Annotated in this window: 17 protein-coding genes; 5 read left to right on the top strand and 12 right to left on the bottom strand. The window is 41.2% G+C overall.

The annotated features are described in order from the left end of the window. The first annotated feature begins 13 nt into the window (after positions 1 to 13). The gene (locus DW173_RS02460; RefSeq protein ID WP_120143625.1) at positions 14 to 1,621 is read left to right on the top strand and encodes a fimbrillin family protein; all 1,608 of its coding nucleotides are present in this window, start codon (positions 14 to 16) and stop codon (positions 1,619 to 1,621) included. A gap of 44 nt (positions 1,622 to 1,665) precedes the next feature. Continuing rightward, positions 1,666 to 4,893 (top strand): fimbrial protein, encoded by a 3,228-nt coding sequence (locus DW173_RS02455; RefSeq protein WP_120143623.1) that lies wholly within the window; start codon positions 1,666 to 1,668, stop codon positions 4,891 to 4,893. 101 nt (positions 4,894 to 4,994) lie between these two features. Here DW173_RS02455 and DW173_RS02450 read toward each other — a convergent pair whose 3' ends face one another. Then, complete coding sequence (locus tag DW173_RS02450; protein ID WP_055235108.1) at positions 4,995 to 5,954, bottom strand: hypothetical protein; 960 nt, start codon at positions 5,952 to 5,954, stop codon at positions 4,995 to 4,997. A gap of 236 nt (positions 5,955 to 6,190) precedes the next feature. Next, positions 6,191 to 7,150 carry a hypothetical protein gene (locus DW173_RS02445; RefSeq protein ID WP_120143622.1) on the bottom strand — a complete coding sequence of 320 codons (960 nt, stop codon included), beginning with the start codon at positions 7,148 to 7,150 and terminating at the stop codon, positions 6,191 to 6,193. Positions 7,151 to 7,350: 200 nt separating this feature from the next. Here DW173_RS02445 and DW173_RS02440 point away from each other — a divergent pair, with 200 nt between their 5' ends. Next, positions 7,351 to 8,280 carry a UDP-glucuronic acid decarboxylase family protein gene (locus DW173_RS02440; protein ID WP_004300450.1) on the top strand — a complete coding sequence of 310 codons (930 nt, stop codon included), beginning with the start codon at positions 7,351 to 7,353 and terminating at the stop codon, positions 8,278 to 8,280. A 19-nt stretch (positions 8,281 to 8,299) separates the two neighbouring features. Further along, positions 8,300 to 9,433, top strand: coding sequence for a hybrid sensor histidine kinase/response regulator (locus DW173_RS02435; RefSeq protein WP_008017655.1), 1,134 nt, complete (start codon positions 8,300 to 8,302; stop codon positions 9,431 to 9,433). A 147-nt stretch (positions 9,434 to 9,580) separates the two neighbouring features. Here DW173_RS02435 and DW173_RS02430 read toward each other — a convergent pair whose 3' ends face one another. The 6 genes from DW173_RS02430 to DW173_RS02405 are packed head-to-tail and all read right to left on the bottom strand — an operon-like array spanning position 9,581 to position 18,340. Next, a complete protein-coding gene (locus tag DW173_RS02430) occupies positions 9,581 to 12,460 on the bottom strand; it encodes a PD-(D/E)XK nuclease family protein (protein ID WP_120070466.1) in 2,880 nt (959 codons plus the stop codon). A 29-nt stretch (positions 12,461 to 12,489) separates the two neighbouring features. Continuing rightward, positions 12,490 to 13,311: an energy transducer TonB gene (locus tag DW173_RS02425; RefSeq protein WP_233562082.1), complete on the bottom strand. Its 822-nt coding sequence runs from the start codon at positions 13,309 to 13,311 to the stop codon at positions 12,490 to 12,492. A gap of 4 nt (positions 13,312 to 13,315) precedes the next feature. Next, positions 13,316 to 13,933, bottom strand: a complete 618-nt coding sequence (locus tag DW173_RS02420) for a radical SAM protein (RefSeq protein ID WP_120070472.1) — start codon at positions 13,931 to 13,933, stop codon at positions 13,316 to 13,318. After that, entirely contained in the window at positions 13,930 to 17,100 is a 3,171-nt protein-coding gene (locus DW173_RS02415; RefSeq protein WP_120070475.1) for a UvrD-helicase domain-containing protein, read from the bottom strand. Before DW173_RS02415 ends, DW173_RS02420 begins: the two co-directional genes overlap by 4 nt. Positions 17,101 to 17,108: 8 nt before the next feature. Further along, entirely contained in the window at positions 17,109 to 17,735 is a 627-nt protein-coding gene (locus tag DW173_RS02410; RefSeq protein ID WP_120143620.1) for a YhcH/YjgK/YiaL family protein, read from the bottom strand. Next, a complete protein-coding gene (locus DW173_RS02405; RefSeq protein WP_008640553.1) occupies positions 17,732 to 18,340 on the bottom strand; it encodes an RNA polymerase sigma-70 factor in 609 nt (202 codons plus the stop codon). Before DW173_RS02405 ends, DW173_RS02410 begins: the two co-directional genes overlap by 4 nt. A gap of 164 nt (positions 18,341 to 18,504) precedes the next feature. Between DW173_RS02405 and DW173_RS02400 the strand changes: the two genes are divergently transcribed. Next, positions 18,505 to 19,497, top strand: coding sequence for a FecR family protein (locus DW173_RS02400; protein ID WP_120143654.1), 993 nt, complete (start codon positions 18,505 to 18,507; stop codon positions 19,495 to 19,497). Positions 19,498 to 19,830: 333 nt separating this feature from the next. Here the strand turns inward: DW173_RS02400 and DW173_RS02395 are convergent, their stop codons facing one another. From DW173_RS02395 to DW173_RS02380, 4 genes are read right to left on the bottom strand one after another with little or no spacing between them, the layout of a single operon-like run. Then, positions 19,831 to 20,784, bottom strand: a complete 954-nt coding sequence (locus tag DW173_RS02395) for a DUF4999 domain-containing protein (RefSeq protein ID WP_087317957.1) — start codon at positions 20,782 to 20,784, stop codon at positions 19,831 to 19,833. Positions 20,785 to 20,807: 23 nt separating this feature from the next. Then, positions 20,808 to 22,007, bottom strand: coding sequence for a DUF1735 and LamG domain-containing protein (locus DW173_RS02390; RefSeq protein ID WP_008647359.1), 1,200 nt, complete (start codon positions 22,005 to 22,007; stop codon positions 20,808 to 20,810). An 8-nt stretch (positions 22,008 to 22,015) separates the two neighbouring features. Beyond that, entirely contained in the window at positions 22,016 to 23,149 is a 1,134-nt protein-coding gene (locus tag DW173_RS02385) for a glycoside hydrolase family 18 (RefSeq protein ID WP_120143618.1), read from the bottom strand. A 27-nt stretch (positions 23,150 to 23,176) separates the two neighbouring features. Beyond that, positions 23,177 to 24,727: a SusD/RagB family nutrient-binding outer membrane lipoprotein gene (locus DW173_RS02380; RefSeq protein WP_117808913.1), complete on the bottom strand. Its 1,551-nt coding sequence runs from the start codon at positions 24,725 to 24,727 to the stop codon at positions 23,177 to 23,179. Positions 24,728 to 24,735 lie beyond the last annotated feature (8 nt).

The following is a 24,735-nucleotide window of genomic DNA, read 5'->3' as shown; positions in this document are numbered from 1 at the left end:
GAAAAGAAGTAAGATGATAAAGACTATTAATAATATTAGGATGATTATGGCAATGGCTGTCCTTTCGGCTGTCCTCTTTTCGTGTGTCAGAGAAGAGATGACGTGTGATAAGGAATTAATTGTTGTGCAACGTATCGGAGAAGGCGGCTATGTCTACACTCGTGGTGCGGCAATCTCTTCGAATACCGATCTGAAAGAAGAGACTTTCGGTCTTTACGGCTCACTGACTCCCAATGCTTCCGTTCCCCAACCATACTTCAATGCAAGTGCCACGGTTAACGCCGACCTGACAGCCATCATCTCGCCGTTGCAATATTGGCCCGGATTGTTGAATGCGAGCATGAAGTTCTTCTCCTGGTATCCGTACAGCGATGCGAATGCGCCTACTGCGAGTTTCACTGATCCCGGAGAAATGGTGCTGAATTATACAGCGAATGCATCCGCCACCAATCATGTCGATGTACTGGCGGCTATATCGGGTCCTGTATGGGTTGAGGGTGTGAATATACACTTCTACCACACATTGACCAAGGTTACCTTTACATTCAAGAAAGTAGCTCCTGTACCGGATGAGGTGATTATCGAGAAAATAGAATTCCAAAATGTGGGAAAAAGCGGTAAACTTGCCATGACTGAAATTCCGACTACCACGACGAAAAACGGCAAACCAAAGTTTGTCTGGAGCGATGTCGCCACCGGGAAGGTCGTTTCTACTCTCACCGATAACAAAACGGTGACCGAAGATGCCACCTTGATGGGGGATACATTCCTCATGTTGCCGACCGACGCTTTCTCCGCAACCGCCAAAATCGTTGTTACCACCAACTTTGGCGACCGGGAATTCCTGTTCAGTGATATTATCGCCAAGAACCCGCACTCTTGGGAGTCGGGCGAGTACATCAACTACAATCTTACGATATCCAACGAAACCTATCAGCTTTCAGCCACGCCGCTTGAATGGACGGAAAGCCCGGTGAATGTGATTTTCGACAAACAGTATTATCTCAAATTATCGCAGACCAAGGTACAGACGGCTGGTGATGGTGTCACTGTCAATATAGAAGCGAAAACGAATTATGATGCCAATCCGAATACGGGCTATCTGCCGGGTGCGTCATTAAACAAAAGTACTATGGATACGTGGGCAACGGTTAATATGACTCAGACATCCCTTTCGGGAGGTGTGTATACCTATAATATCCAGGTTGTGATGCCCGGATTTAACTCCGGAACCGGAATTAAGCGGGAAACAGGCTTTTATATCAATGCCGGTAATCTGCAACATCATGTACTGTTGAGCCAGTGGAGAGAAAACGGAGAGTGGTTGACCTCGAACGTAGAATTGGACGGCAGTGATGGTGGAACCGGAAATATGCAACGTCGCAAGCTTGTCTTTACTTCGGGCAACCCGGGAACGTGGGAGTGGAAGATAACCCAGATACAGGATCCGGATAAAATTCTGCTTAACAGTGAGACAATGCTCGAAACAAGTGGCGTGAGTGGTGATGTGGTTTACTTCTACTTTAGAGCCGATGCTGTGTCCGGTGATACGGCTACACTCACACTAACCAATACGAATGGTGATAATCTGCCAATAGCGGTGACATTGACCGCGCCATAATGGCGAATATGCAATATTAAAGTTTAAGGAAAGGAAATAGAAATATGCAATATGGGATTTCAATCATAAGAAGGTACTATCTTTTGTCTGTTTTGTTGATGACAGTATGGCTTACCGGATGCGTACAGGAAGAATTAGGATCAACACCTTCTCCGGCAGGAAACGGTATCCGGTTTACATTAACGGTTCCCGATGTAAACCTCCCGTCCGTATCTTCGCGTACGATGACGGGAACGGGAACAGCAAAGAAAGAAGACGAAATAGAAACGGTGGATATTCTTGTTTTTGATATGTCAAAAACACCGGCGGTATACCTGGAATGGGTCAGCGCTACAGGAGTTACTCAGGACTTGGCTGACAATTCCACTGTGAGTTTCTCTGCTGTGCTTTCTCCCACTACCGCATCTACCTGCATCGTGGTTGTGGCAAATAAGGAACTTGATAATATTGTGTCGGGCTTCATGAAGGGAACGACCACCAAGGTTGAGGCAATGGAAAAGATGCTCCACACCCAGACCGGCAAATGGCTGGCAGACGGTTCGACGACTGATGGGTATACGCGGATTCCGATGTACGGGGAGAAGGTAATAAGCAAAATCACTCCTTCGATGGATCCGATAACTGGCATAAATATGAAACGTATGCTGGCGCGTATCGATATCCGTAATAACAGTGCCACTTCGAATTTCACGGTCGAAGAGGTTTACCTGGCTAATTACAATACCACCGGATACATTGCTCCGGCATGGAACACGAACGGGCAGGTTACTGAACCGGCTCCGGATACTCCGGTTCTCCCTGTGAACAGTGGTAAAATGACGGAGGAAGGGGATGCAATCCTTTATTCCGTAAAGGGTAACACACCCTATGATGGGGAGATTTATACCTTTGAATCCCTGGCGGCAGAGGATGCCGGTGGTGTGGGACAAGACGGAGAAGCGAGCCGTAAGGATGCCACTTGCCTGATTGTGAAAGGAAGGATCGGTACTGGTGAATCGACATTTTACCGGGTGGATTTCACCAAAACCGGAAATGTAGGAGAGCAGGTGGAATATTTGCCTTTGAAACGAAACCATAAATACATCATTACCATTACTCAGGCGTTAGGAACCGGTTATGCAAGTTTTAGAGAGGCGTTGGCATCCTATACAGTCATGTCCAACCTGAAATTCCGATTGATACACTATGACCGTGATAAGGTCAAAGATGTAGTCTACAATGGGCAATATATGCTCGGAGTGGGTGAATCGGAGGTCGCTGTAACTCAATACCAGAATAATAGTTATGCCATAGACGTTTTTACTGACAATCCCGGCGGTTGGAAGGCCACCGTTACTGCAGGGAGCGACTGGCTCAAATTTGAAGGTGGAGCCGATGCGGCGTCGGGCGTTGCGAACGATGATACCCAACTCAAATTGAAGATTCCTTATTTTAATAATGATAATATAGGTGTTGAGCGTAAGGCTACTGTTACGTTGACGGCAGGGCGCTTGACTCACAATATTGAAGTGACGCAGTATACGATAGATCCGGGAATTATCAAATTTGTCGATGCATACGGAAATGTGTTGGAGAGAGGTCTTTTTTTCCCGATTAGAAATCCCGATGGTGACGAACTCCCTCTCGAACCGCAGACGGTGTATGTCATGTTTTCCGTGGATAAGATAGAAGGTAAACTTTTTGACGCTAACGATATCGGTATGATCCAATACAATGCCGGCGGTTTAATTCCGCAATTAGACAGGACGAATACGGTACCATTCAGTGAAAGGGTGCAGGCGTTTACCATACAGCCTAATCCGCGAAGAGCAGGTGATGGTACTGTTGAAGATGGTGAAGGTTGGTGGTGGCGTTGGGATTTCATCTTATTCGGCCTGTACGATAAGGAGGGATACCTCACTCATGTACAATTCCCCATCAATCAAGGGGAGTTGGAATTCTCATTCCGATATATTCCCACTACAGTCAATAGCCGTACTTATAAAGTCAATCTGGGTGCGGAGCAATACTTGCAATTGTTTGTCAATAACAATTGGGAAATTATGGATATTGAGGAATTGAATATAACGAACGATGATGGTACCGGACTGATTCGGACCGATTCGGATAATGATGTAATTATAGGCAGAAAGAATGCGGACGACAAGATGTATCTTGAGTCTATCATAGGCTATGATGACGGAAAGGGTAATGATGTGGTTGGCCACGGATACGATTTTAGGCTGAAGCTTCACCCTGGCAAGTGGAAAGAGGGAAAAAGTGGAACGATAAGAATCACGTTCAGAAATGTAATGCATACTGTGTCGGATGAAGAATTCCCGTTTTATCGTACGATTGACCTTCAGATGGTATCCGAAACCAAATCTTACACAACTGCAGGGGAACCTCTTTTCTATCTTTATCCACTTCGGTTTGATAACAGGCTATATTATAAGGAAATAGGCGAGACGAAGCAAAGTGTGGGACGGTTGGAAAATGTAGCCGATGCGGAGGATATCTGTAGGAATATAGGCGATGGTTGGCGTCTGCCTACTGCCAGTGAACTGTTGCTGTCATTCGCTTATGAAAATGCTTTGGGTGGCAATGCAGAGAATTATAATAATCATGATAGCCAGAATATATATGGGTGGTATCAAAACTGGACCGGTAATTACTGGACTTCATCATACTATGAGGCTAAAGGCTCTGCTACCCGTTTTTGGATGGAGATGTCGGCAGGTTTTTTGGATTCCGAATCTGTTAGCAAGAATAATTATTTCCGTTGCGTGAGGAATAATACAAATAGTGGAAAGAAGTACCCTTATCTAACGGTAGAATCCTCGGGGGTCACTATTGTCTCTCGTGATGCCAGTGGAGGAACGGATCCTTCGGTATTATTTGCTTCAGGTGAAACTCCGGGTACAAGTGACGCGATGAATAAGATTGCTCCTAAGTTTCAAATTGAAAATACCAGTAGTAATGGTAAAACTTGGTCGGAAGCAAAAGCGGCATGCGAAAACAAAGGGAGTGGCTGGCGTCTGCCTACCCAGCGTGAGATGTATCTGGTGCTCAGTATGGGAGGGGCCGTTACCAGCATTGAAAACCAAGGTTTCGGTGGTTCGACTACTTGGACAGGGAGCGGATTCGAGAAGATTAGCGCTGTACATTGGACATTGACTTCACGCGATGGCGGCTATTGGGTGGTCGGACATAATAATGGTGAATTCGGCGCATGGACTACTGGAGAATCCACAGATTGGGCTTGGTATCGTTGTGTGCGCACAATAGAATAAAAGCTAAAAGAAAAGAGCTGTATCAGAATGTTGTTTGTCTTCATTTTGATACAGCTCGTCTTTTACCCCCCCTTCCTTTATATCCTAAAATCTACAATTGTTTACAAGGTATTGATAACTTCCAACTGATTTTGCAAGAAAGCGATACGCTGTGCTTCTCCACTTTCTGAAACCAGAATAGAGTGGCGCTTCAACGATTGAATCCAATTGCGTTGCATCTGGCAAATATACGAGCTTTGGGAATCCATCGAATTGATAGAATATACCCGCAGCAGGCTGACTTGGTAATCATGTTTCTCGATATAACTGTAAGTGGCTTCGAAACTGATATTGGACAGATAGAAAGATACTTTCTTGTTTTCGCTGAACTCTCCTTTTATGGACAGATGTTCTACCACGCCAAGTAACTGAAGAAGCTCTTCCTTTAAATGCATGACATCGTCCTTGCTTATCAGATTCAGACTGGCAAAGTACTTGATCTCTTTCACAAAAGAATAAAAGATATTTGTGTCCCAGATGAAAAACGTTTTTGGACACTGTCTTATACTTTCACTCAGCTTCTTATGCACATTGACGATCCGTTCATCCACAGACATCTCTTCCAAAGAATGTGGCGTCTTTATATCTCCATTCTGATACATCCATCGGCAAAGACGGAATTTAGACAAATTCTCATAGGAAGAATAAAGTGTAAAGGGCAGGGAATTGGATGCAGTATACACCTCCGTCGTATTATCTGTTTTCACATAGTCGAAAATTTGCAGATAACGGTTGATTATTTCGTAATAACTTTCCAGCGCACTGGAAGCATGAAGCAAGTTCAGGTCGAAAGTAACTTTATTAGATACATGGCTACCGACAATCTGGTCGATAGAAATACCGAGTTTTTGAGAAAGCAGCGCTACTTCGTCTATTGTAAAAGACACCTCACCCCTCAATCTGCGATAGACAGCTTCCTTTCCCATGCATAAAATATCAGCCAAAGTATTGGCCAGATTCATATCTTGAGGAATTCGCTCCCTCATTGTAGATATTAATTCGTTTAGAATACCGTTTTTCATTGTTTGTTCCTTTAATTTTAATGTTAATAATCTCTGTGATACATTCTATGCAAAATTACGTCTTGTGTTTGAAAGATTTGTGTGGTAAAACAGAGATGAATGTGCAGGTCTTTTTCTGATTGGGAATCAAGTGGGTAGTATGGGAACAGGGAATGAAAAAAAGCAGATAAGATTCTTATCTACTTTCATTTATTGGAACTTAATTTTTTTTGAAGTTCTAATCTGCGAAAATAAAATTAAAGAGCGTCAATAATTTCTCGCTGTTGCTTGAAGAATTGAATACGCTGCATTTCGCCGCTTTCGGATATCAAAGTGGAGAACTTTTTCAGAGATTGAATCCATTCTTTCAAGGTACAGAAAATTTCGTTGTCCATCGTGGTAATGGAGTTGATAGAATAAATACGTATGAGGCTCAGTTGCAGGTTATTGATGTCTACATAACTATATGTTGCCTCGAAGTTGATATTCGACACATAAATGCGTACACGATTGCCGCCGGCTGTTTTACCGTTGATAGCCAGTTCTTCCAGTTCATCCACCAATAAGAATAATTCTTTTTTGATTTCTTCTTTTGTTTCGTCGGAAATGAGATGGATGCTGGCGAAGTATTGGATATCGTTGATGAGATGCTGGAAAATCATATTATCCCATATATAGTCTATGGAGTGGATATGACGTGTCATTGCTACATAGTCTTTTTGGATATTGACCAGTTTGGGTGGAATATCCAACTCTTCGAAACTCTTGCAATCAATATATTTATTCTGGTACATCCATTTGAATAAACGGAATTTTGCCAGAAGCTCATGTTTCAGATAGAGAGTCTGGGGAATAATGTTGGCAGAAGTTCCCATTACAGAATTCGGGTCATCCGGTATCGTATTAATCAGCGAGACATATTTTTCAAGGATATTGTAGTAACTCTCGAACGGGTCGTCATAATCTACAATGTTTATATTGAACATGGCGTTCGATTTGAAACTTAGTCCTATAATCTTGTCTAGCGATATACCCAGTTTTCTTGAAATAAGAGCCGACTCTTGCAAGGTGAAAGGCACTTCACCGCGCAATCTTCTGTATACTGCCTCTTTTCCTATATATAGCGTGTCCATTAACATATCTGCTAGTTGCCCTTTGAGCGGAAGTTTTTCCTTCATCGCTTCTATGAGGTTTGCATTTGGATTATTTGTCATCATAATAGTTCTAATAAATAATACTTTTCTATTATAAACATTTGTCAGTGGCAAGTTGTTTCGGAAATTGAAACTATTTAAATCTTCTTTTTTTTAAAATATCCTCTCCGAAAATTGTTTATTTTAAGCAAATCGGTTACATTTGTGACCATAAACAAAACGAAGAGACAGCGTCTCTTTAGTAAACAATAGAAATATTTAGAATGAAAAGAATATTGGTAAGTGGCGGAGCCGGTTTTATAGGCTCTCATCTCTGTACACGGCTTATAAACGAAGGTCACGACGTGATATGCCTGGATAATTTTTTTACGGGTTCGAAAGATAATATCATTCACTTGATGGATAATCATCATTTTGAGGTGGTGAGGCATGATGTCACTTATCCTTATTCGGCTGAAGTAGATGAAATCTATAATTTGGCCTGTCCGGCATCTCCCATTCATTATCAACATGACCCGATTCAAACTGCCAAAACATCTGTGATGGGAGCTATTAATATGCTGGGATTGGCAATGAGACTGGATGCCAAGATTCTGCAAGCTTCTACGAGCGAGGTATATGGAGATCCAATCGTTCATCCGCAACCGGAAAGCTATTGGGGAAATGTGAATCCGGTGGGATACCGGTCTTGCTATGATGAGGGAAAGCGTTGTGCAGAAACGTTATTTATGGATTATCACCGTCAGAACAATGTGCGTGTGAAGATTATCCGTATTTTTAATACGTATGGTCCGCGAATGTTGCCGAATGATGGACGGGTTGTTTCTAATTTTATTCTTCAAGCGTTGAATAATGAAGATATAACGATATATGGTGATGGGAAGCAGACACGCAGCTTCCAGTATATTGATGATTTGATTGAAGGAATGATAAGAATGATGAATACGGAGGACGAGTTTACAGGTCCTATAAACCTGGGGAATCCGAATGAATTTCCGGTATTGGAATTGGCGGAAAGGATCATTAGTATGACCGGTTCATCTTCGAAGATTGTATTTAAGTCTTTACCGGATGATGATCCGAAGCAACGCCAACCGGATATTACATTGGCTAAAGAGAAATTGGGCTGGCAGCCTACTGTTGAACTTGAAGAGGGGTTGAAGCGTATGATTGAATATTTTAAAAATGTCTGAAGCATAAAAAAAGAAAATTATGAATATGGAAATTAATCCTTCTGAATATAAAGTCCTTATTGTGGACGATGTGATTTCAAACGTCCTTTTATTAAAGGTACTTTTGACTAACGAGAAATTCAAAATTGTGACTGCCGGTAATGGAACGCAGGCGTTGGAACAAGTGAAGAAGGAAAATCCGGATCTTGTATTACTGGATGTAATGATGCCGGATATCAGTGGCTTTGAGGTAGCTCAACAAATGAAAGCGGACCCCGAAATGGCTGAAATTCCCATTATCTTCCTGACTGCTCTAAACAGTACGGCGGATATCGTAAAAGGATTTCAGGTGGGTGGTAATGACTTTATTTCAAAGCCATTCAATAAAGAAGAATTGATTATTCGTGTGACGCACCAGATTTCGTTGGTTGCAGCGAAAAGAATCATTGTTGCACAAACGGAAGAGTTGCGTAAGACGATCATGGGACGCGACAAACTCTATTCTGTGATTGCACATGACTTGCGTTCACCAATGGGATCTATCAAGATGGTATTGAACATGCTGATTCTGAATTTGCCGAGTGATACAATCGGTGATGAGATGTATGAATTGCTAACGATGGCTAATCAGACAACAGAAGATGTATTCTCATTGCTTGATAATCTGCTGAAATGGACGAAGAGCCAGATTGGTAAGCTGAAAGTGGTTTATCAGGATATTAATATGGTGGAAGTCGTAGAGGGCGTAAGTGAAATCTTTACGATGGTGGCCAGCCTGAAAAATATTAAGATAGTACAAGATGTGCCTGTAGAGAATGTGGCTGTTCGTGCTGATATTGACATGATTAAGACAGTGATTCGTAATTTGATCAGCAATGCGATTAAGTTTAGCAATGAAGGTTCGGAAGTAGTGGTGTCACTGACAGAGGAAGATGGTATGGCAATCGTAAGTGTGAAAGATAGTGGTTGCGGTATTGATGACGAAAATCAGAAGAAGTTGTTGCACACTGATACTCATTTCAGTACCTTCGGTACAAATAATGAAGAAGGTTCGGGACTCGGATTATTATTGTGTCAGGACTTTGTTGTCAAGAATGGTGGTAAACTGTGGTTTACTTCAAAGAAGGGAGACGGATCTACATTTAGTTTCTCAATTCCATTGCTTGAAAAATAATTGATTCAATGCGTTTTTGTCTCTGTTAAAGGATGCGTTGAAACTTCTTTATATTTTATTCAGGCACGGATTACACGGAATTACACGGTTTAAGATAATTGGAAAAACCGTGATCCGTCTAATTCGTGCCTGAATTTTTAATTTAATCTATCGCTTGCAGATAGCTTTAAAATCGCAATACGAACACTTTTTAGTGTCCTCTGTCTGCGTGAAAGGCTCTTTTTCATTAAAGATCTCTTCTAATAATGCCTGTAAGCGTTCACGGAATTCATCTTCAAAAAAGGCGAAGTTGTTTACCGGTATTTTCGGTTTGCGGGGTTCTCCCATTTCAATAACAGGCGAATAGCTTTCCGATGCTGCCCGATGAATGTAGAGCAGGGCAGGAGCTACCATTAATGATTGCTTCCGGCTCATGATAGCGGCATACAGGAAAGTCTGGAAGATATAGTTCGGGCGTGTTTCCGATGGTGTAAACAGTTGCTCGATGTTGGCTGGAATCTTAGGGCTTCCTCCTGTTTTGTAGTCAACAATCCGCAGGGTACTTTCTTTAGCATCCATACGGTCGATTGTCCCACCCAGGCGGAGAGTGAACGGTCCTTGTCCCGTTTGTATGGTTATCTCTTCTGAAACCTTCTTTTCCATGGCGACCATTTCAAAAGGAGTATATTGAAGGTCGTTGCGGAGTAATTGTTTCAGATAGGAAACAATTACTTTGGAGTTGATAAGCTGTATGCCGTTATATTCGGGCTTTTCTTCGGGAGCGACCTTGAATAATTCTTCCTTGAAGGCTTGATCGACATAGCTTTGCAACTTTACTTCATTACGTAATAAGCGTTCAATATCTTCTTTCTGTATCATTTTTCCATTGGCAGTCAGATCGGTGTATGCCAATTGGGCAGAGAGATGGAAAATGGTTCCAAACAAAGCTGAATCAATTTCTGCACTGACTTCATCCGGTGTTTTTAATCCCGCTACGTAACGGTAATAGAATCTCAACCGGCAATCAAGATATGCATTGAGAGCGGAAGGGGAGAGAATTACCGATGAAGGATTAGTGCTATTGTAAGTACGATAAATTCGTCTTAGTACTTCAGGTGTTTTTTCTATCTGTATCTCTTGGATGCTTTGCGGAGATTGTCCGGCTTCCAGATACTCACGAGTGATATCATGCGGACCTTCCACGAGTAATTGCAGCATGAAGCGGGACTCTTCTCCACGGTTGAGACCGTCTGAGGAAGTATTGTAGAGCAGAGTGATATTTTCTGCCCGCTGTATCAGACGATAGAAGTAGTAGGCATACACTGCATTCTTATGTTCGATAGTGGTCATGCCAAAAGCTTTCCGGAGGTTATAGGGAATAAAAGAAGATTCTCCTCCGGATTTGGGGAGTTGTCCTTCGTTGAGAGATAATATGATGAGATTCCGGAAGTCCAGATTACGTGTTTCCAATACTCCCATAACTTGCATTCCGATAGCGGGTTCTCCGTGGAAAGGAATATTGGAAGCTGTCAATACTTTGGTAATCAGTCGTTTCAGGGTGTCGGTGCGTATACTTAGTTCTCCGCTTTCAATCAAACTGTAGAGACGGTTGATTTTGGTATGGCTTTGGAAGAGGGATTCTCTATAAAGTTGATTGAAAATATCATTGTATTCCCCTTCTTTGCGATAAATGGTTGAAATATCTTTGATTAATTCAATCAGATAATCGCATAGCTCTTTAATGCCATTACGGGGAGTGAAGAGGGTAGCCAGGAAATCATCTTGCTTCAGTTCCGATGGAAGTGGATAGAAGCGGTTTGTTTGGGTTAGTTCGCGTTCCAGTGGACCGGCATGGGATGAGATTTGCTGGGTATAGGGATGCTTCAATATGGCTGATACCGCCTCGTAAGTGAATCGGCCGGTATCGGAGCGATAACCGTTGGTTTGTAGCTCCATAGCGGCATTGATAAAGCTATAAACAGGAGTTTGAGCCAATGGGAATCCCATGGTGATATTGACATTCTTCACTTCCTGCGGAATGGAATGAAGTACAGGGAGCAGCAGGGCTTCATTACAAAGTACTACGGCATTTTCTTTTTCCTTTTCTTCAGCGATTTGTGAATGATTGTCCGTAATCATTTTGATCCATTCGGGGAGGAAACGGGCTTGTGCATTCTCGGTGGAAGCGGAAATATAACGTATTTTTTTCGGTTCTTTGAAGGTGTCGAAAAAGCTTTCCGGGAGTTCGTTCGGAAATTCCTTCAGATTACGTTTCAGAAATTCTCCGGCTTCATGTTTTCTGATTTGTTGGGTGTAGAAAATATCGTAGTCCCAATAAAAGAGTGCTTTGCCTGCATCTTTCAGCTTTCTGAAAAATTCGTTTTCTACTTTGTTCAGTACATTGAAACCGACAAATATGTATTTGTCGTATTTGAGTTGATCGGTATCGAGTTGTTCAATCACATTCCGGTAGAGCATGCCTTCGTATGCGATGCCTAGCTCTGTCAGGTTTTCCCGGTAATGATGGTAGATAGTGCCTAGTTTGTCCCAAAGGGAAATAAATTTCTCTTTGAGTTCGGTTCGTCTTTCAATGGAGAAATTCTGAAAAAACTGTTGAATGGCTTCTTCCTGTTCTTTGTCGAGGAATTCATAGTCGTCCATCAGGTTTTTCAGATCTTGCAGATTACTAAATAGTTTGTCGGCATCAACCATATTCTTATCCACATCATCAAAATCACTAATCAACAACTCTCCCCAGAAGTAGAAATCATCCAATGTTTCCTGGCTCTGTGTTTCCTCTTTGAATACTTTATAAAGCTCACAAACCAATCGAATAGGGTCACCGCTTTTTTGTACTGATAGTTTCTGAAACAGGTCGCTAATACTCATGGCGGCTGGTGACCAGATCGGTTGATCGGATTCTCCTGCCAAATATTCATTGAAAAACAAGTTAGCACGTTTATTGGGGAAAATGAGTGCTGTACGTGACAGGTCATTTCCTATTTTGGCATATAAATCGTGAGCGACTAGTTGGAGAAATGATTGCATATTAATTAAGTTTTTTCTAATTCATATATTTATTGTGCCCGGAACATAACTGGAACGGTGAAATAAACAGCTACTTTAGTACCATCTTCCAGTTCTCCCGGTTTCCATTTGGGCATTTGGTTGATGATGCGCAATGCTTCTTTATCCAAGTAAGGATCTACGCTGCGTACAACTTTGGGGTTGACTACATTTCCTTCCTTATCAACAACAAACCGGATAATTACACGTCCCTGTAGTCCCATCTCTCCTTGAGCGACTGTCGGATACTTTATTTTTTTTCCAAGGAATTGAATTAATGCTTGTTGACCTCCCGGGAATTCCGGCATAACCGGAGCTACTTCCAGTGTATCGCTAACCGACAGTGAAGTATTTGATATATCGGGGGCAATAAATCCAACTACTACAGGTGGTTCTTCACAAATATCTCCTTCTAGCACATCATCGGGTGTTGGCGCTGGTGGCGGGGGAGGTGGTGCATCTTTTATGGAGGCAATGATGGTGTCTTCTGCCGGAGTGGGGACAGGCTCTCCCATAATGAGATTTTCATAGGAAGTTGTATCACTAGACACTTCTTTATTCATTCCTTTATTAGCCGAATTAGTGCATGAAGTCATTGGAGTCATGGCTATCAGCCCTGCAGATATGCCTAATACTGTGATTGCTTTTCCCGCTATCTGTTTTCGTTCAAGCTGCTGCTCCAAATAACGAACTTCCGCTTCGCATTTGGGACAAGTGCCCAAACAGTCTCCCTGATACTGACATTCAGAGGTGATGAATTCAATATCATTCGCTTCAGCTATCTGCCGACGAATCTCTTTTAAAATTTTGCAAGTTTGTTTTCCTCGTACCATGTCATTAATCATTAGGGGTTTTATAAGTGAACCGGTCGAACTGGGTAATTCCCATTTCTTTCAGAAGTTCTATGCTTTGGTCAATATCCTTCTCCGTATTATAGGAGGGGATGAGTGGTGTCCGAATAACGATTTGCTTGGTTTTGTCTTGCCCGATTAAATATCGTAAATTACCTAAGACGTTTTCATTATTCTTTCCGGTATATCGCTGATAGATGTCATTATTCATATCTTTGATGTCGACTATGTAATTGTCTATAATAGAAATCAGTTCTTCTACATTCTGTTGCGGAACATTGAGAGAGGTTTCGACAGTGATTCTCCATTCCGGGCCACAGAGTTGACGGAATTGCCTGATAAATTCGCTTTGTAATAAAGGTTCTCCACCGCCAAATGTGACTCCGCCGCAACTCGCCAAAAAGTAAAGTTCATCTTTGCGTACTTCCTCGTAGAGCTGGTTACAATCATAACTCTCCCAAGCACCATCGGGCTGCAAAGATGTCGGATTGAGACAGTATTTGCAACGCAACGGGCAACCATGAAAAGCAACTAATGTTGTAACTCCTTCACCGTCAATAGTTAGTCGATGGCGGGCGATGCCAATGAGGGGAACTGCTTTCATACTTTTTCTATTTTTTCTTCATCCACATACCACAAGTAACCGGTGATATTCTTATATCCCATCTTGGTAAGTAGTTGCATGTAGCCTTTTACCTGTTTATTATATTTAGGGTTTTCCTTACCAAATTTGAAATCAACCACAACAACCTGGTTGTCTTTCATCATTACGCGGTCCGGGCGACGGGTTTGCAGCACTCCTTTTTCTTTATAGATAATGGCACACTCATTAAATAATGTCCACTTTCCGGAATACCAATCTTGAATTTCAGGAGAAGAAAAAGCTTTCGTTGCAACTTCGCGGGCTACTTTTTCTTTCTCATCATTTCTGATCACTCCTTCAAAAATAAGTCGTTCGATGGCCGGATCTATATCTTCTGCTGTTTCAATAACAGAAAACAGGGTGTGTAACATACGCCCGCGGTTGATAAAGCGGTCGTCCGAATCTTCTTCCTCAATTCCCTGGATGAAGTCCGCTGAACGGTTGGACTGACGAAACTCAATATCATGGCGCATGGATTCCATCCGGATAGGGAGCTTTTCCGGTTTCTGGGTTAGCTTGTTGGTTGATGTCTTTGTTCTTTCTTTTTCTGACGGACATAGTTGTCCTTGTTCGTAACAGTCTTCTTCCCAATCAATACCTTCTTCCTTAGCTACGATTGGGAGAGTGTTTGCCAATAGTTCGGACATGGTACCTTTTTGATTTTTTCTGCTCCAGATAATAAGGTTTTTTCCTGCACGGGTAAAAGCAACGTATAACAGATTGAGGTTATCTACCCAAAGTTGGAGACGTTCTTGCAGGTAGTCGTTTCCATAAATAGATTCTGCCATTTGGGTGGAGTAGTTGATAGGGAGAATATCCAACGCGTCGAATGGTGCTGCTTGCGGGGTACACCATACAAGTTGGTTATTGGTCTCATTCTCCAGTTTCCAGTCGCAGAAAGGGAGGAGCACGGTATGGAATTCCAATCCTTTGGATTTGTGTATGGAGAAAATCCGGATTCCTTCTACTTCTCCGCTTGGAATTGTTTTACTGCATAACGTTTCATTCCAATACCGGATGAATCCGTCGAGTTCGGAAGAGTTACTTTGTAGATAGTCAGTGACAGCATCGAAGAATGCGAATAAGTAGGCATCCTGGTCTTTGATAAGATTCATCTCGAATATACTGAAAAGCTCTTCCAATAGCTCATAGAGAGGCATTAGCCTTAATTCTTTTATCTTTTCAAGAAAAGCGGCGGGAAGATAATTCTCGGCAGGGAGGAGTAGGAGGGTATTCCAATCCAATCCTTTTTGTAAAACTTCGTTTTGATAGGCTATGGCCAGCTGGGCACGTGCTATTTTATTGTTTTCGTCGGAAAGAAATCGCAAGGCGTCCAACATCATACAAATGGCAAGAGAGGCGTCAAGGCGAAAGGCTTCGTCTGATACCACTTTGTAGTGTAGCTCCTTATCAAAGTAATCGGCAATACGGGGAATACTTTTATTTTTTCGTACTAAGATGGCGATGTCATTAAGCTGTACTCCGGAGGTGAGGAGGTTTTCCACTTCTGATCCTAGGCTAATAAGTGTCTGCTCGGTATAGTCATGTTCTTCGTCGGGTTCGAGAAAAGAGACTTTAACGTATCCTTTTTCTGTACTTCGGGGAGATTCCTGCACAACGTCGGCATAGGCTTTTTGCAAATCCTCACAATCTTTGCCTAATTGCTGTTTATACACTCCGTTCAGATAGTTGGCAGCAGCTGTGAAGATTCGATTGTTAAACCGGATGACATTCGTTTCACTTCTCCGATTGGTGGCTAACGTCTTGACGCGGATCGGGAAATGCTCGATGTGGTCATTCAGGCTGTTGAGAATTCCCCAATCACCATTCCGCCAACGATAAATGGACTGTTTGACGTCTCCTACAATCAAACTGTCTGCTCCTTGAGACAACCCTTCGAGCAAGAGCAGTTTGAAGTTGCCCCATTGCATTCGGCTGGTATCCTGAAACTCGTCTATCATGACATTATGGATATTTGTCCCTATCTTTTCGAATACAAAAGAGGAGTCACCGTCTTTCACCAGTTGGTGAAGCAGGGCGTTCGTGTCTGACAACAGAAAACGGTTGTTGTCGTGGTTCAACTGACGTACTTCTTCGTCGATATTGGCGAGAAGTTGCACTTTATTGAGATGTTGCAAGGATAACCGGCAACTATTCAGCAACAAATTATTCTTGGAACGCAACTTTTCAGCATCTTCCAGAATTTGTATAAGGCTGGAATTAGCTAGGTTGATGATGTCCGCATAACGGGGAGAAGTCTTGGTTGCCCAGTGCTTGGCATCTTCCAAGCATTTCTCTACTGTGGCATTACGGATATCATTGCTTAAAACGCCATTATTCAGTTTACGGAAATAACTTCCGATTCCGCGTGAACCGTTTTTCAGATCATCAGCAGTTAATGCGTGGCCATCTAGTTCTCCTTCGAATTGGTCGTAGAATCCTTTCATTTGCTCCAGTATTTCCGTTTCCAGAGCTTTCAGTTGTTTGCGGTATTCTTTGATGGTGTTCGGATTACGCAATCGTTGCCGAAGTCCTTCTCCTTTTTCAATATAGCCTTCATCGAAAATATTGCGTCCGAAACTTTTAACTTCGTCTGATACATTCCAACGTTTATCATCGGCAATTCGCTCATTGATATAGTCTAATAACCATGCGAGGACAGGGGAAGTGGGACCTAGTTTCTCGATCATGCTATCTACGGCGTCACTAAGAACTTCGGTGTTGTTTAACTCGATATTCAGGTTCGGACTAAGTTCCAGCTCCCGTGCGAGGTTACGCATGACAGATTGGAAAAATGAGTCGATAGTCTCTACCCTGAACCGGCTGTAATCATGCAGCATATAGCTAAGGGCAATGCCTGCCGCTTCCCGTATCTCCTGCTCTGTTTTTCCTGTCTCTTCTTTGATACGGTTGAGATAGGCTTCCGAATCTTTATCACCTATCTGTATGCCGTAAAGCTGACTAAGAATACGTTCCTTCATTTCTGCTGTTGCCTTATTGGTAAAGGTTACAGCGAGAATTTGCCGGTAGGCACGGGGATTGAAAATTAATAGTTTGATGTATTCCACGGCCAGGGTAAATGTTTTACCCGAACCTGCAGAGGCTTTATAGACTAAAAGTTCACTCATGTTTTTGTTTAAGGGATATATTCGATTTTAGCAACGATTACTCGTATCTCTTCCGGTTCTTTCCCGGCTTTTACTAATGCCTGATGGAAGTTTTTAGGGAAGAACATGAAGAATGTGTCCGGAGTGGAATCTACATATTTTATTTTTTTGGCTTTGTAGAAAGTAACATCCGGTTTATATTCGGTGATAGGCTCCGCATATTCGGCTGAAGTAATTCCGAAACGTTCGGTACCTTTTACTACATATTGCAAATCGATGCCGTGGCGGTGTGCTTCAATTTTACGTTTACTGACATCTTGTGTTGTTGCATCCTGCACATTGATGTAGCAATGTTCACCATCTACTTCGTATCGTCCGGCAGGCATATTTACGAGGTCGTGGGTAGCTAGCCATTGGAAAGTCTTGTCCCACACTTTCTTGTTCTTGTGATATTGTGAGGCAAACTCCTGATAATCGGTTGTCTTATGAGGCATTGCCTTCAGCCCGTTCGCCCATTCTTGTTTCTGTGTCCATTGGCGGGCTTGTTTAAGAGTCCAGTTTTCAGCAGATTCTTGTGAATATACATTTTCTGTGAAGAAGAAAAGAAAAAGTCCGATAAACAGGCTTGAACTACTAAATACGAAGTTTGATTTCATGATTGTTCGAAAAAATTAGGTCCGAAAATAAGTATGAATAAAGGTAGATAGTCTTTTAAAGCTACTCGTAATAGCTTTAAAGCTTGTCCAATTCTGTAATTAATCGTTTGTGGAGATACATTCAGTTTCTCGGCAATTTCTTTATGCGTCAGATGTTGATTACGGTTCATCTCGTAGGCTTCGAGATATTCTTTCGGAAGTCTTTTTAATGCTTCTTCATATAGACGGAAAAGCTCATCACTCAAATAGAAGTCCGGGTTATTGAGCTCACTATCATATTTATCTACGATTTCCTGATGTACTTTTCGTTTAATCTCAAAATGGGAAAGACGGTTGAGGGCTTTGTTCTTGACAATCGTAAAAAGAAGAGTTTTGAGTGTCAGATCTTCCATCAGAGTACAACGGTTTTCCCACAGCCACATCATTGTTTCCTGCACAATCTCCTCTATTTCTTCCTGCTCACTTACGTATTGAGAACAAAAAGCACATAGCCTACGGAAATAATGTCTGTAGACGACGTCAAAAACTTTTTCCTCTCCTGCTTTTAAGGCAGTGATGACGGACTTATTATTATTAATATCCAAATATATCGGAGATTGTGGCATTCTCTTTTAATTTATGTAAGACAAAAATAATGAAAGAAGTAGATAAATGAAATAAAAATGCGAGAAAAAATATTTTTTTCTTTTTTCGTTTAGTATATTTGTACTCACAACTGTATTACTACAAAGGTTTTATAGTTTTTTTATTGTAAAAAGGTTAAATGAGCATGGATGAAACTATCTTGTTGAATTATCTGCAGGGTGAATGTAATGATGAAGAAGCTGCCCGGGTGGAAACTTGGTGCGAGGAAGAACCGGGGAATCGGAAAACTTTAGAGCAACTTTATTATACTCTTTTTGTAGGTGAACGTATAGCGGTGATGAATGCTATAGATACAGAGGCGTCATTAGATAAATTTAAGTCGGCTATCAGAGAAAAGGAGAAAAAGACTAAACGGAAAAATATCTCAATCCGTTGGGGACGTTATGCTACTGTGTCTGCTGCTTTTCTTACCGGACTTGTTTTTGCCGGTGGAATTGCCTGGGGATTACTTTCCAATAAACTTTCAGATTATGAGGTGATAACTGCTGCCGGACAGAGAGCACAGACTGTACTGCCGGATGGTAGTAGGGTATGGCTGAATGCATCTTCTAAATTAGTTTATCATAATTCTTTCTGGAGTTCGGATCGCCAAATCGATTTGTCGGGTGAAGCTTATTTCGAGGTTTCCCATGATAAACATGCTCCATTTATCGTAAACAGTAAACAAATCAAGACTTGTGTGCTTGGTACGAAATTTAATGTGCGTGCGCGTGAAGAAGAGAATAGGGTAGTGACTACCTTGCTTCAAGGTTTGGTGCGGGTGGATTCTCCACGAACGGAAGAGAATGGCTATTTACTGAAACCGGGACAGACATTGAATGTGAATACGGATACTTATCAGGCAGAGTTGATTGAATATAACCAGCCTACGGATGTGCTCCTGTGGATGAAAGGTAAGTTGGAATTCAAGCAACATTCTTTATTGGAAATAACCAATATTATGGAGAAGTTGTATGATATTAAATTTATCTATAAGGATGATGCTTTGAAATCAGAACGGTTTACCGGTGAATTCTCTACTGATAGCACTGCTGATGAAATACTGAATGTTTTGATGCATACAAATCATTTTTCTTATAAGAAAGACGGACGGATTGTCCGAGTGATGAAGAAATAAGAGATAGGTTAGTGTTTCTAAAAGGCTGTCTAATTAGATCTTGACAGATTAAGGTTTGTTCGTTATATAAAGATGTGAAGTGCTCCCAAAAGTTAGATACATAACTTTCTGGGGGCATTTCACATATATGTAGTGGCAAACTGATTGGAATGGGATTTGATTAGATAGTCTTTAACACGAGAAATCACCCTCACTACATGACTGAACTGCACTCCTTAAGTTTTGTGTTCAACTTTTGGGGTGCAGTTCATTGTAATGAGGGTGATTTTATGAACTTAAGGCCTGTTTGATAGCCTCTATTCTATATTTTTATAGTTATCTATTCATAAATACTTACTCACTTTTGGGTTCGTAAACATTAAATTCTGTAACATCCGTACGACCGTTTGTAGAGATAGTGATAATCTGATATTTTAGATATCGCGTAGTAATAGGAGAGATGAACGTGATGTTTTGTGTACTATTACCGGGTATTGCTAATGAACTCAATGATTTCCATGTCGTACCATTTTCAGACTGTAATATTTCCACTTCTCTAGGAGCATATGCATTTCCCCAATGATTCGTTTTGATGCCTGTTAAAACCTTAGTTTCTCCTAAATCAACGGTGAACCAGAAGCCTTTATTATTCAGAGCAACGTCAGTTCCAGTCTTGCCATCAATTAAATTATTAGGTGCGCCGTCTACTCCTTCTTCCACATTAACAATCCAACCTGCACGATTACTGATAAGTTGGCTATTGCTAGGAGTACCACTTTTTAGATTACAGTAGGCAGCTTTATTAATGATGACAGGTAAGATACTTAAATTACTGCTAATGACAGTGTTCTTATCATTGGTAGTTACATTACTGATTGATACACTGAAAGAGAAACTTGTTTTTTCCATGATACTGGCGAATATCGTTGGATCGACCGTTGCAGTGATTTCTTCAGAAGTCATCTGTCCTTCTTTGAGAGTAACCTGTGAGGAACTTAAAACGATCTGGCTTGCATCAAGCCCTTCTGTTTCACTTTTTGCACTTAATGCGATAACCATATCTGTAGAGACTGCTTTCTGTGTTTTTACAGTAAAAGCCATCTTAATTTCATCTCCTCCGATTCCATTCGCATCATGAGTCAGATTAAACTTTTTGACGTTACCTGACAAGTAGTCATTTCTCTGTAGAGACACATACGTAGCATTCCACTCGTTAAAAGCTTCTTCATCATCACTACAGGACGAAATGAAAGGAACAAACAAGCCGAGTAGGGCTGCTATTGATAGTGATTGAAATATATTTTTCATATGTACATACGATTAAATTATTACTATTTCCATTCGGTAGATTTGTCTGTAGATAAAATACCGTCAATCCAGGTAGGAGTAGCAGAAGTTGTCAAAGTATGACCTTTACCGGTTGCATCTTCGAACACATTACCTTGTCCTTCATTGAATCGCCAATAAGCTTCCAAACCTACAGATTTAGGGCTAACCTGCGTCATGTTATTCTGAATTTGAGAAGCGGAACGAACTACGGACCAAATACGTGCTTCACTCATCAAAATTTTACAGTTTCCCCATCTACTATAAGAATCATCACCTAAGCAGAACCAATTTACATCAGAGAAAGTTGTAGCTCCTGTTGGTATACTCAACACACCCGAATCAACTCCGTTTATGTAAAGTCGATAGTTGGAACCATCACAGACCAATGCTAAATGTTGCCATTCGTTTGGCTTGAAAGAATTACTTGGATTCAAATAAAGCCGGTTACGTCCTACAATCTGTACTAATGAATGTGCCTTATAATTTTCATTGTCACTTTGAGGATCCTCAAAACGTAAAAGGATGAAGTTTGCATCATCTCCTCCGTTCTTAAAGACTGCACGGTCACGGTCAGCTGTGTTGGCTACCTGAAAACGAACCTCTATCGTATATTGTGAATACGTTTCGGGAGATTCTGTGAATTTATTAGCTTTTAAGCTAGGAGCGCCAACAAACATTGGAGCTGAAAATTCGATAATACTTTCTGCCAAAATAACAAAGGTTCCGGTATTTTCCATCGGTGAAATACTTCCATCCTGCAATACAAGTTTTACAGGCAGTGCATATGATTCTCCTGACTTCATCATTTCCTGGCTAAAAGCTTTCAAAGCAATAGAAAGGGCATCAGTAGCATATTGTCCGGCTTTCACTGTAATGGTTTCCGGTAATGTATAATATCCTTCGGGCAACATTATATATCCGGTTCCATTTATATGGTTATAAGCATCCAATACTGATTGATCTGTGACCAGCTTATAGTGATTATCAGTAGAAGAAAGATTACTTAGATGCACATTTAAGGTAGTAAAGCTTTCTCCAGAAGCTTGTACTGTTACTTTCTGACTTGTACTGGAAAGTGCTTCTTCAATATAAGCATGTGTATCTAAAGTATCGTATTTTGCATCTCCACAACTTACTATACTTCCTAAGCCTGTAATGACTGCGGAGAAGCATAAAATTTTTATATAATTCATACGTTTCATAGTTTACATTAATTTTTAAGTAATGAATGTGATGACGGGTTCATAATTTGAATAGCACGGCGTATATTCTTATATTCCGGTGAGGTACCAAATTCAGCTTCCATGTGATAAGTTCCTACCCCGCCTTTACGGAAACCATTTCTAGGCTGCCAACGTGCCATGCCTTCTAAAGATTTCATGCTATTTCCATAACGGTCGGTATAAGGATAACCACCATCCATGGCAGCATCGGTTGCCTCAAAATTTTCGGTCATTATGGTTCTTTTTGTAATTAGCTCTTCGGACATTACTCCGCCGAAAGTTTCTACCAATCCCGGTCCCCAAACCTTACCGTCAATCAGTCGTTTGTCTAGATTTGAATCACTACCAGGTTTATAGGCCTGAATAATGAAATAATCAAAGTAAGTTCCAATTTCAGGCTTGGTAGTAATTCTTTGAGGTTCACCATCAATAACCAGTAGTCTTCCTGTTCCAGACTTTGGACCCAGATACTTGCCTAGTTCATCAATAAAGAAAAACAAATGTTCATCTTTATCAACTATATTTCCTGTGTATGGTCCAGCCACAGGCTCATAATCTATATCAAATCCGTCGTAGCCATATAGATTTAAAGTATCTATAATAGCTTTTGCGTATTTGCGTATTGAAACTTCTACTGCCTGTATGTTACTTTCGTCTGAAGGATATTCCCAAAATGCGTTAATCGCTTCTTGCTCACTATTATATCCCATTTCTTCCCAATTATCCAGTATGTTTTGAGGAGTTAATTTGTCTCCTACAGAACCGATAATTGAACAGTATACAATTTTTGTACCTTTCATGTTTTGGCAAAAAGCCATATCCTTACGTTGAGCTTCTGAAAGATTTGTTCCATTATCCCAGATAGAAACGATATCTACGCTATCCGGGATACCAGCCAGAGAACTTTTCATAAAAGCGCCTTCACCACTCCAGCCACCAAACCAACCAAATGCTACCTGATGATCTGTCTGCTTATAGGCACGCAAGGCCGCATAATATTCATCCGATACGATCGATTCGGGAAAAGTTTTTGTTTCCGATTCCGTCCAGTCACTGCAACCGATCAATGAGGTCGTTGCCAGTGATATGAGTACAATGTATAATAAATAAATTTTCTTCATAAAAGTTCTTTTTATGCATTATATAAATTAGTTCTTCTTAGCCCACTTTAAGTCAGTAGCTTCGTTATCAGCACTGCCTAGTTCTGCTACTCCCAGATCATAATTGGCTTTATTGTTTTGTGCCTCTGTATAAGGGAAGCTTAAACGACGCATACCGCGTTGGCTGCTCACACCACAATCTGATAGATTGTCGATACAAGGATAAAGTTCCGGATAACCTGTACGGCGATATTCAGCCCATGCTTCCAATCCTAATGGATAATTGGCGATCCATTTTTGAGTAATGACACGTTGGAAATTCTTTCCATTTACGTTGTCAGCCTCACTGTCATCCCACATCACACTCACTGTATTGGTAATTGTAGCAGTAGCATTTTGCACAGCATCACTTTCATGTGATACGACAGGAGCTTCGTCAATCTTCATGTATTCAGTGGCTGAAACCTGATATTGTTCCATTGACAAATTAATACCATCTTCATAATAGGCTTTTGCTGTTTTAGAACCGACATTCCAACCACGCAATTTTCCTTCTGCACGTAAAAACGCTGTCTCTGCAGCACAGAAAACCATTAATTTAGAAGTTGCCGTATATGCAGGAATAGAGAATCCTGCTGCATCTGCCTTTTTAAAATCGGCATCTCCAGTACGCATACCTACATATTTATCTGTTTTCCCGGCAAGGGTAGACTTATTAAAGAACTTCGGCATACGTGGATCGCCATATGCATTCATATAATCTACAATATTTGCATTCACACGCAGATCACCCCAACTTACAGCTGCCAGTTGATATGGATTACTCTGTGTGCCACAAGAAAGCATAGCATTATCCGAATTACTTTCAATCAATCCTGCTTTATGTGTTACTGCTGCTTCAGCTGCCTCTTGAGCAATGCCAGGCCATGTTCCGCTGATTCGCATAGCAACACGTAAACGCATTGAATTGGCTAGCTTAGCCCAACCTGAATAATTTCCATCGAAAACCGGGTCATTGGCACCTAATGGTGCGTTACCATTAGTCTCTACATAATAATTATAAAGAACGTCAGCAGCATTAGCTAAATCACTTAATATATTTGCATAAACTTGTTCCTGAGTATCATAAGAAACATAAAAATTACCTTTCTTTACTTGACTATAAGGCATCGGTCCATAACAGTCTGCTACACGAAGCATCGTTATTGCACGTATCATACACGCAAAAGCATAATAATGTCCCGTAGAATTAGTTGCTTCCTGTATTTGGAAAAAGTTTCCATATATTTTTTCAAACGGAGTGTTCCAGGGGGTAGCATTCCAGGCATCACTCTGATTGAATGTGCTGAAGTTTGTACCACTCCATGTGTTAGAACAGCATAGATAGCCGCCCAGCTGTCCCACCATCTGATCTTGCATTTGAGAGTCATTCTGTTGAATATTCACAATTGTTTCAATCATAGACTTCATCAAAGTCGCAGGGTCTGCATCATGAATTTGATATTGATTCGTATTATACTCCTCAAATTTATCGGTACAATTTCCTGCCAGTAACAACAGAGCGGCACCGACTGTGATATTTCTTAAATATTTTCTCATAACATTAG

It is taken from the genome of Bacteroides sp. AM16-13 (assembly GCF_003602705.1).
GTDB classification, from domain to species: Bacteria; Bacteroidota; Bacteroidia; order Bacteroidales; family Bacteroidaceae; genus Bacteroides; species Bacteroides xylanisolvens.
Note: the sequence above shows the minus strand (reverse complement) of the source record. Positions and strands in the feature narration are given on the sequence as shown.

Excerpts from the sequence above, each read along its gene's own strand:
- DW173_RS02445 (WP_120143622.1), bottom strand. The coding sequence starts at position 7,150 with ATGATGACAAATAATCCAAATGCAAACCTCATAGAAGCGATGAAGGAA.
- DW173_RS02455 (WP_120143623.1), top strand. The coding sequence starts at position 1,666 with ATGCAATATGGGATTTCAATCATAAGAAGGTACTATCTTTTGTCTGTT.
- DW173_RS02460 (WP_120143625.1), top strand. The coding sequence starts at position 14 with ATGATAAAGACTATTAATAATATTAGGATGATTATGGCAATGGCTGTC.
- DW173_RS02390 (WP_008647359.1), bottom strand. The coding sequence starts at position 22,007 with ATGAAACGTATGAATTATATAAAAATTTTATGCTTCTCCGCAGTCATT.
- DW173_RS02385 (WP_120143618.1), bottom strand. The coding sequence starts at position 23,149 with ATGAAGAAAATTTATTTATTATACATTGTACTCATATCACTGGCAACG.
- DW173_RS02405 (WP_008640553.1), bottom strand. The coding sequence starts at position 18,340 with ATGCCACAATCTCCGATATATTTGGATATTAATAATAATAAGTCCGTC.
- DW173_RS02435 (WP_008017655.1), top strand. The coding sequence starts at position 8,300 with ATGAATATGGAAATTAATCCTTCTGAATATAAAGTCCTTATTGTGGAC.
- DW173_RS02425 (WP_233562082.1), bottom strand. The coding sequence starts at position 13,311 with ATGGTACGAGGAAAACAAACTTGCAAAATTTTAAAAGAGATTCGTCGG.
- DW173_RS02400 (WP_120143654.1), top strand. The coding sequence starts at position 18,505 with ATGGATGAAACTATCTTGTTGAATTATCTGCAGGGTGAATGTAATGAT.
- DW173_RS02380 (WP_117808913.1), bottom strand. The coding sequence starts at position 24,727 with ATGAGAAAATATTTAAGAAATATCACAGTCGGTGCCGCTCTGTTGTTA.
- DW173_RS02415 (WP_120070475.1), bottom strand. The coding sequence starts at position 17,100 with ATGAGTGAACTTTTAGTCTATAAAGCCTCTGCAGGTTCGGGTAAAACA.
- DW173_RS02410 (WP_120143620.1), bottom strand. The coding sequence starts at position 17,735 with ATGAAATCAAACTTCGTATTTAGTAGTTCAAGCCTGTTTATCGGACTT.
- DW173_RS02420 (WP_120070472.1), bottom strand. The coding sequence starts at position 13,933 with ATGAAAGCAGTTCCCCTCATTGGCATCGCCCGCCATCGACTAACTATT.
- DW173_RS02450 (WP_055235108.1), bottom strand. The coding sequence starts at position 5,954 with ATGAAAAACGGTATTCTAAACGAATTAATATCTACAATGAGGGAGCGA.
- DW173_RS02440 (WP_004300450.1), top strand. The coding sequence starts at position 7,351 with ATGAAAAGAATATTGGTAAGTGGCGGAGCCGGTTTTATAGGCTCTCAT.
- DW173_RS02430 (WP_120070466.1), bottom strand. The coding sequence starts at position 12,460 with ATGCAATCATTTCTCCAACTAGTCGCTCACGATTTATATGCCAAAATA.
- DW173_RS02395 (WP_087317957.1), bottom strand. The coding sequence starts at position 20,784 with ATGAAAAATATATTTCAATCACTATCAATAGCAGCCCTACTCGGCTTG.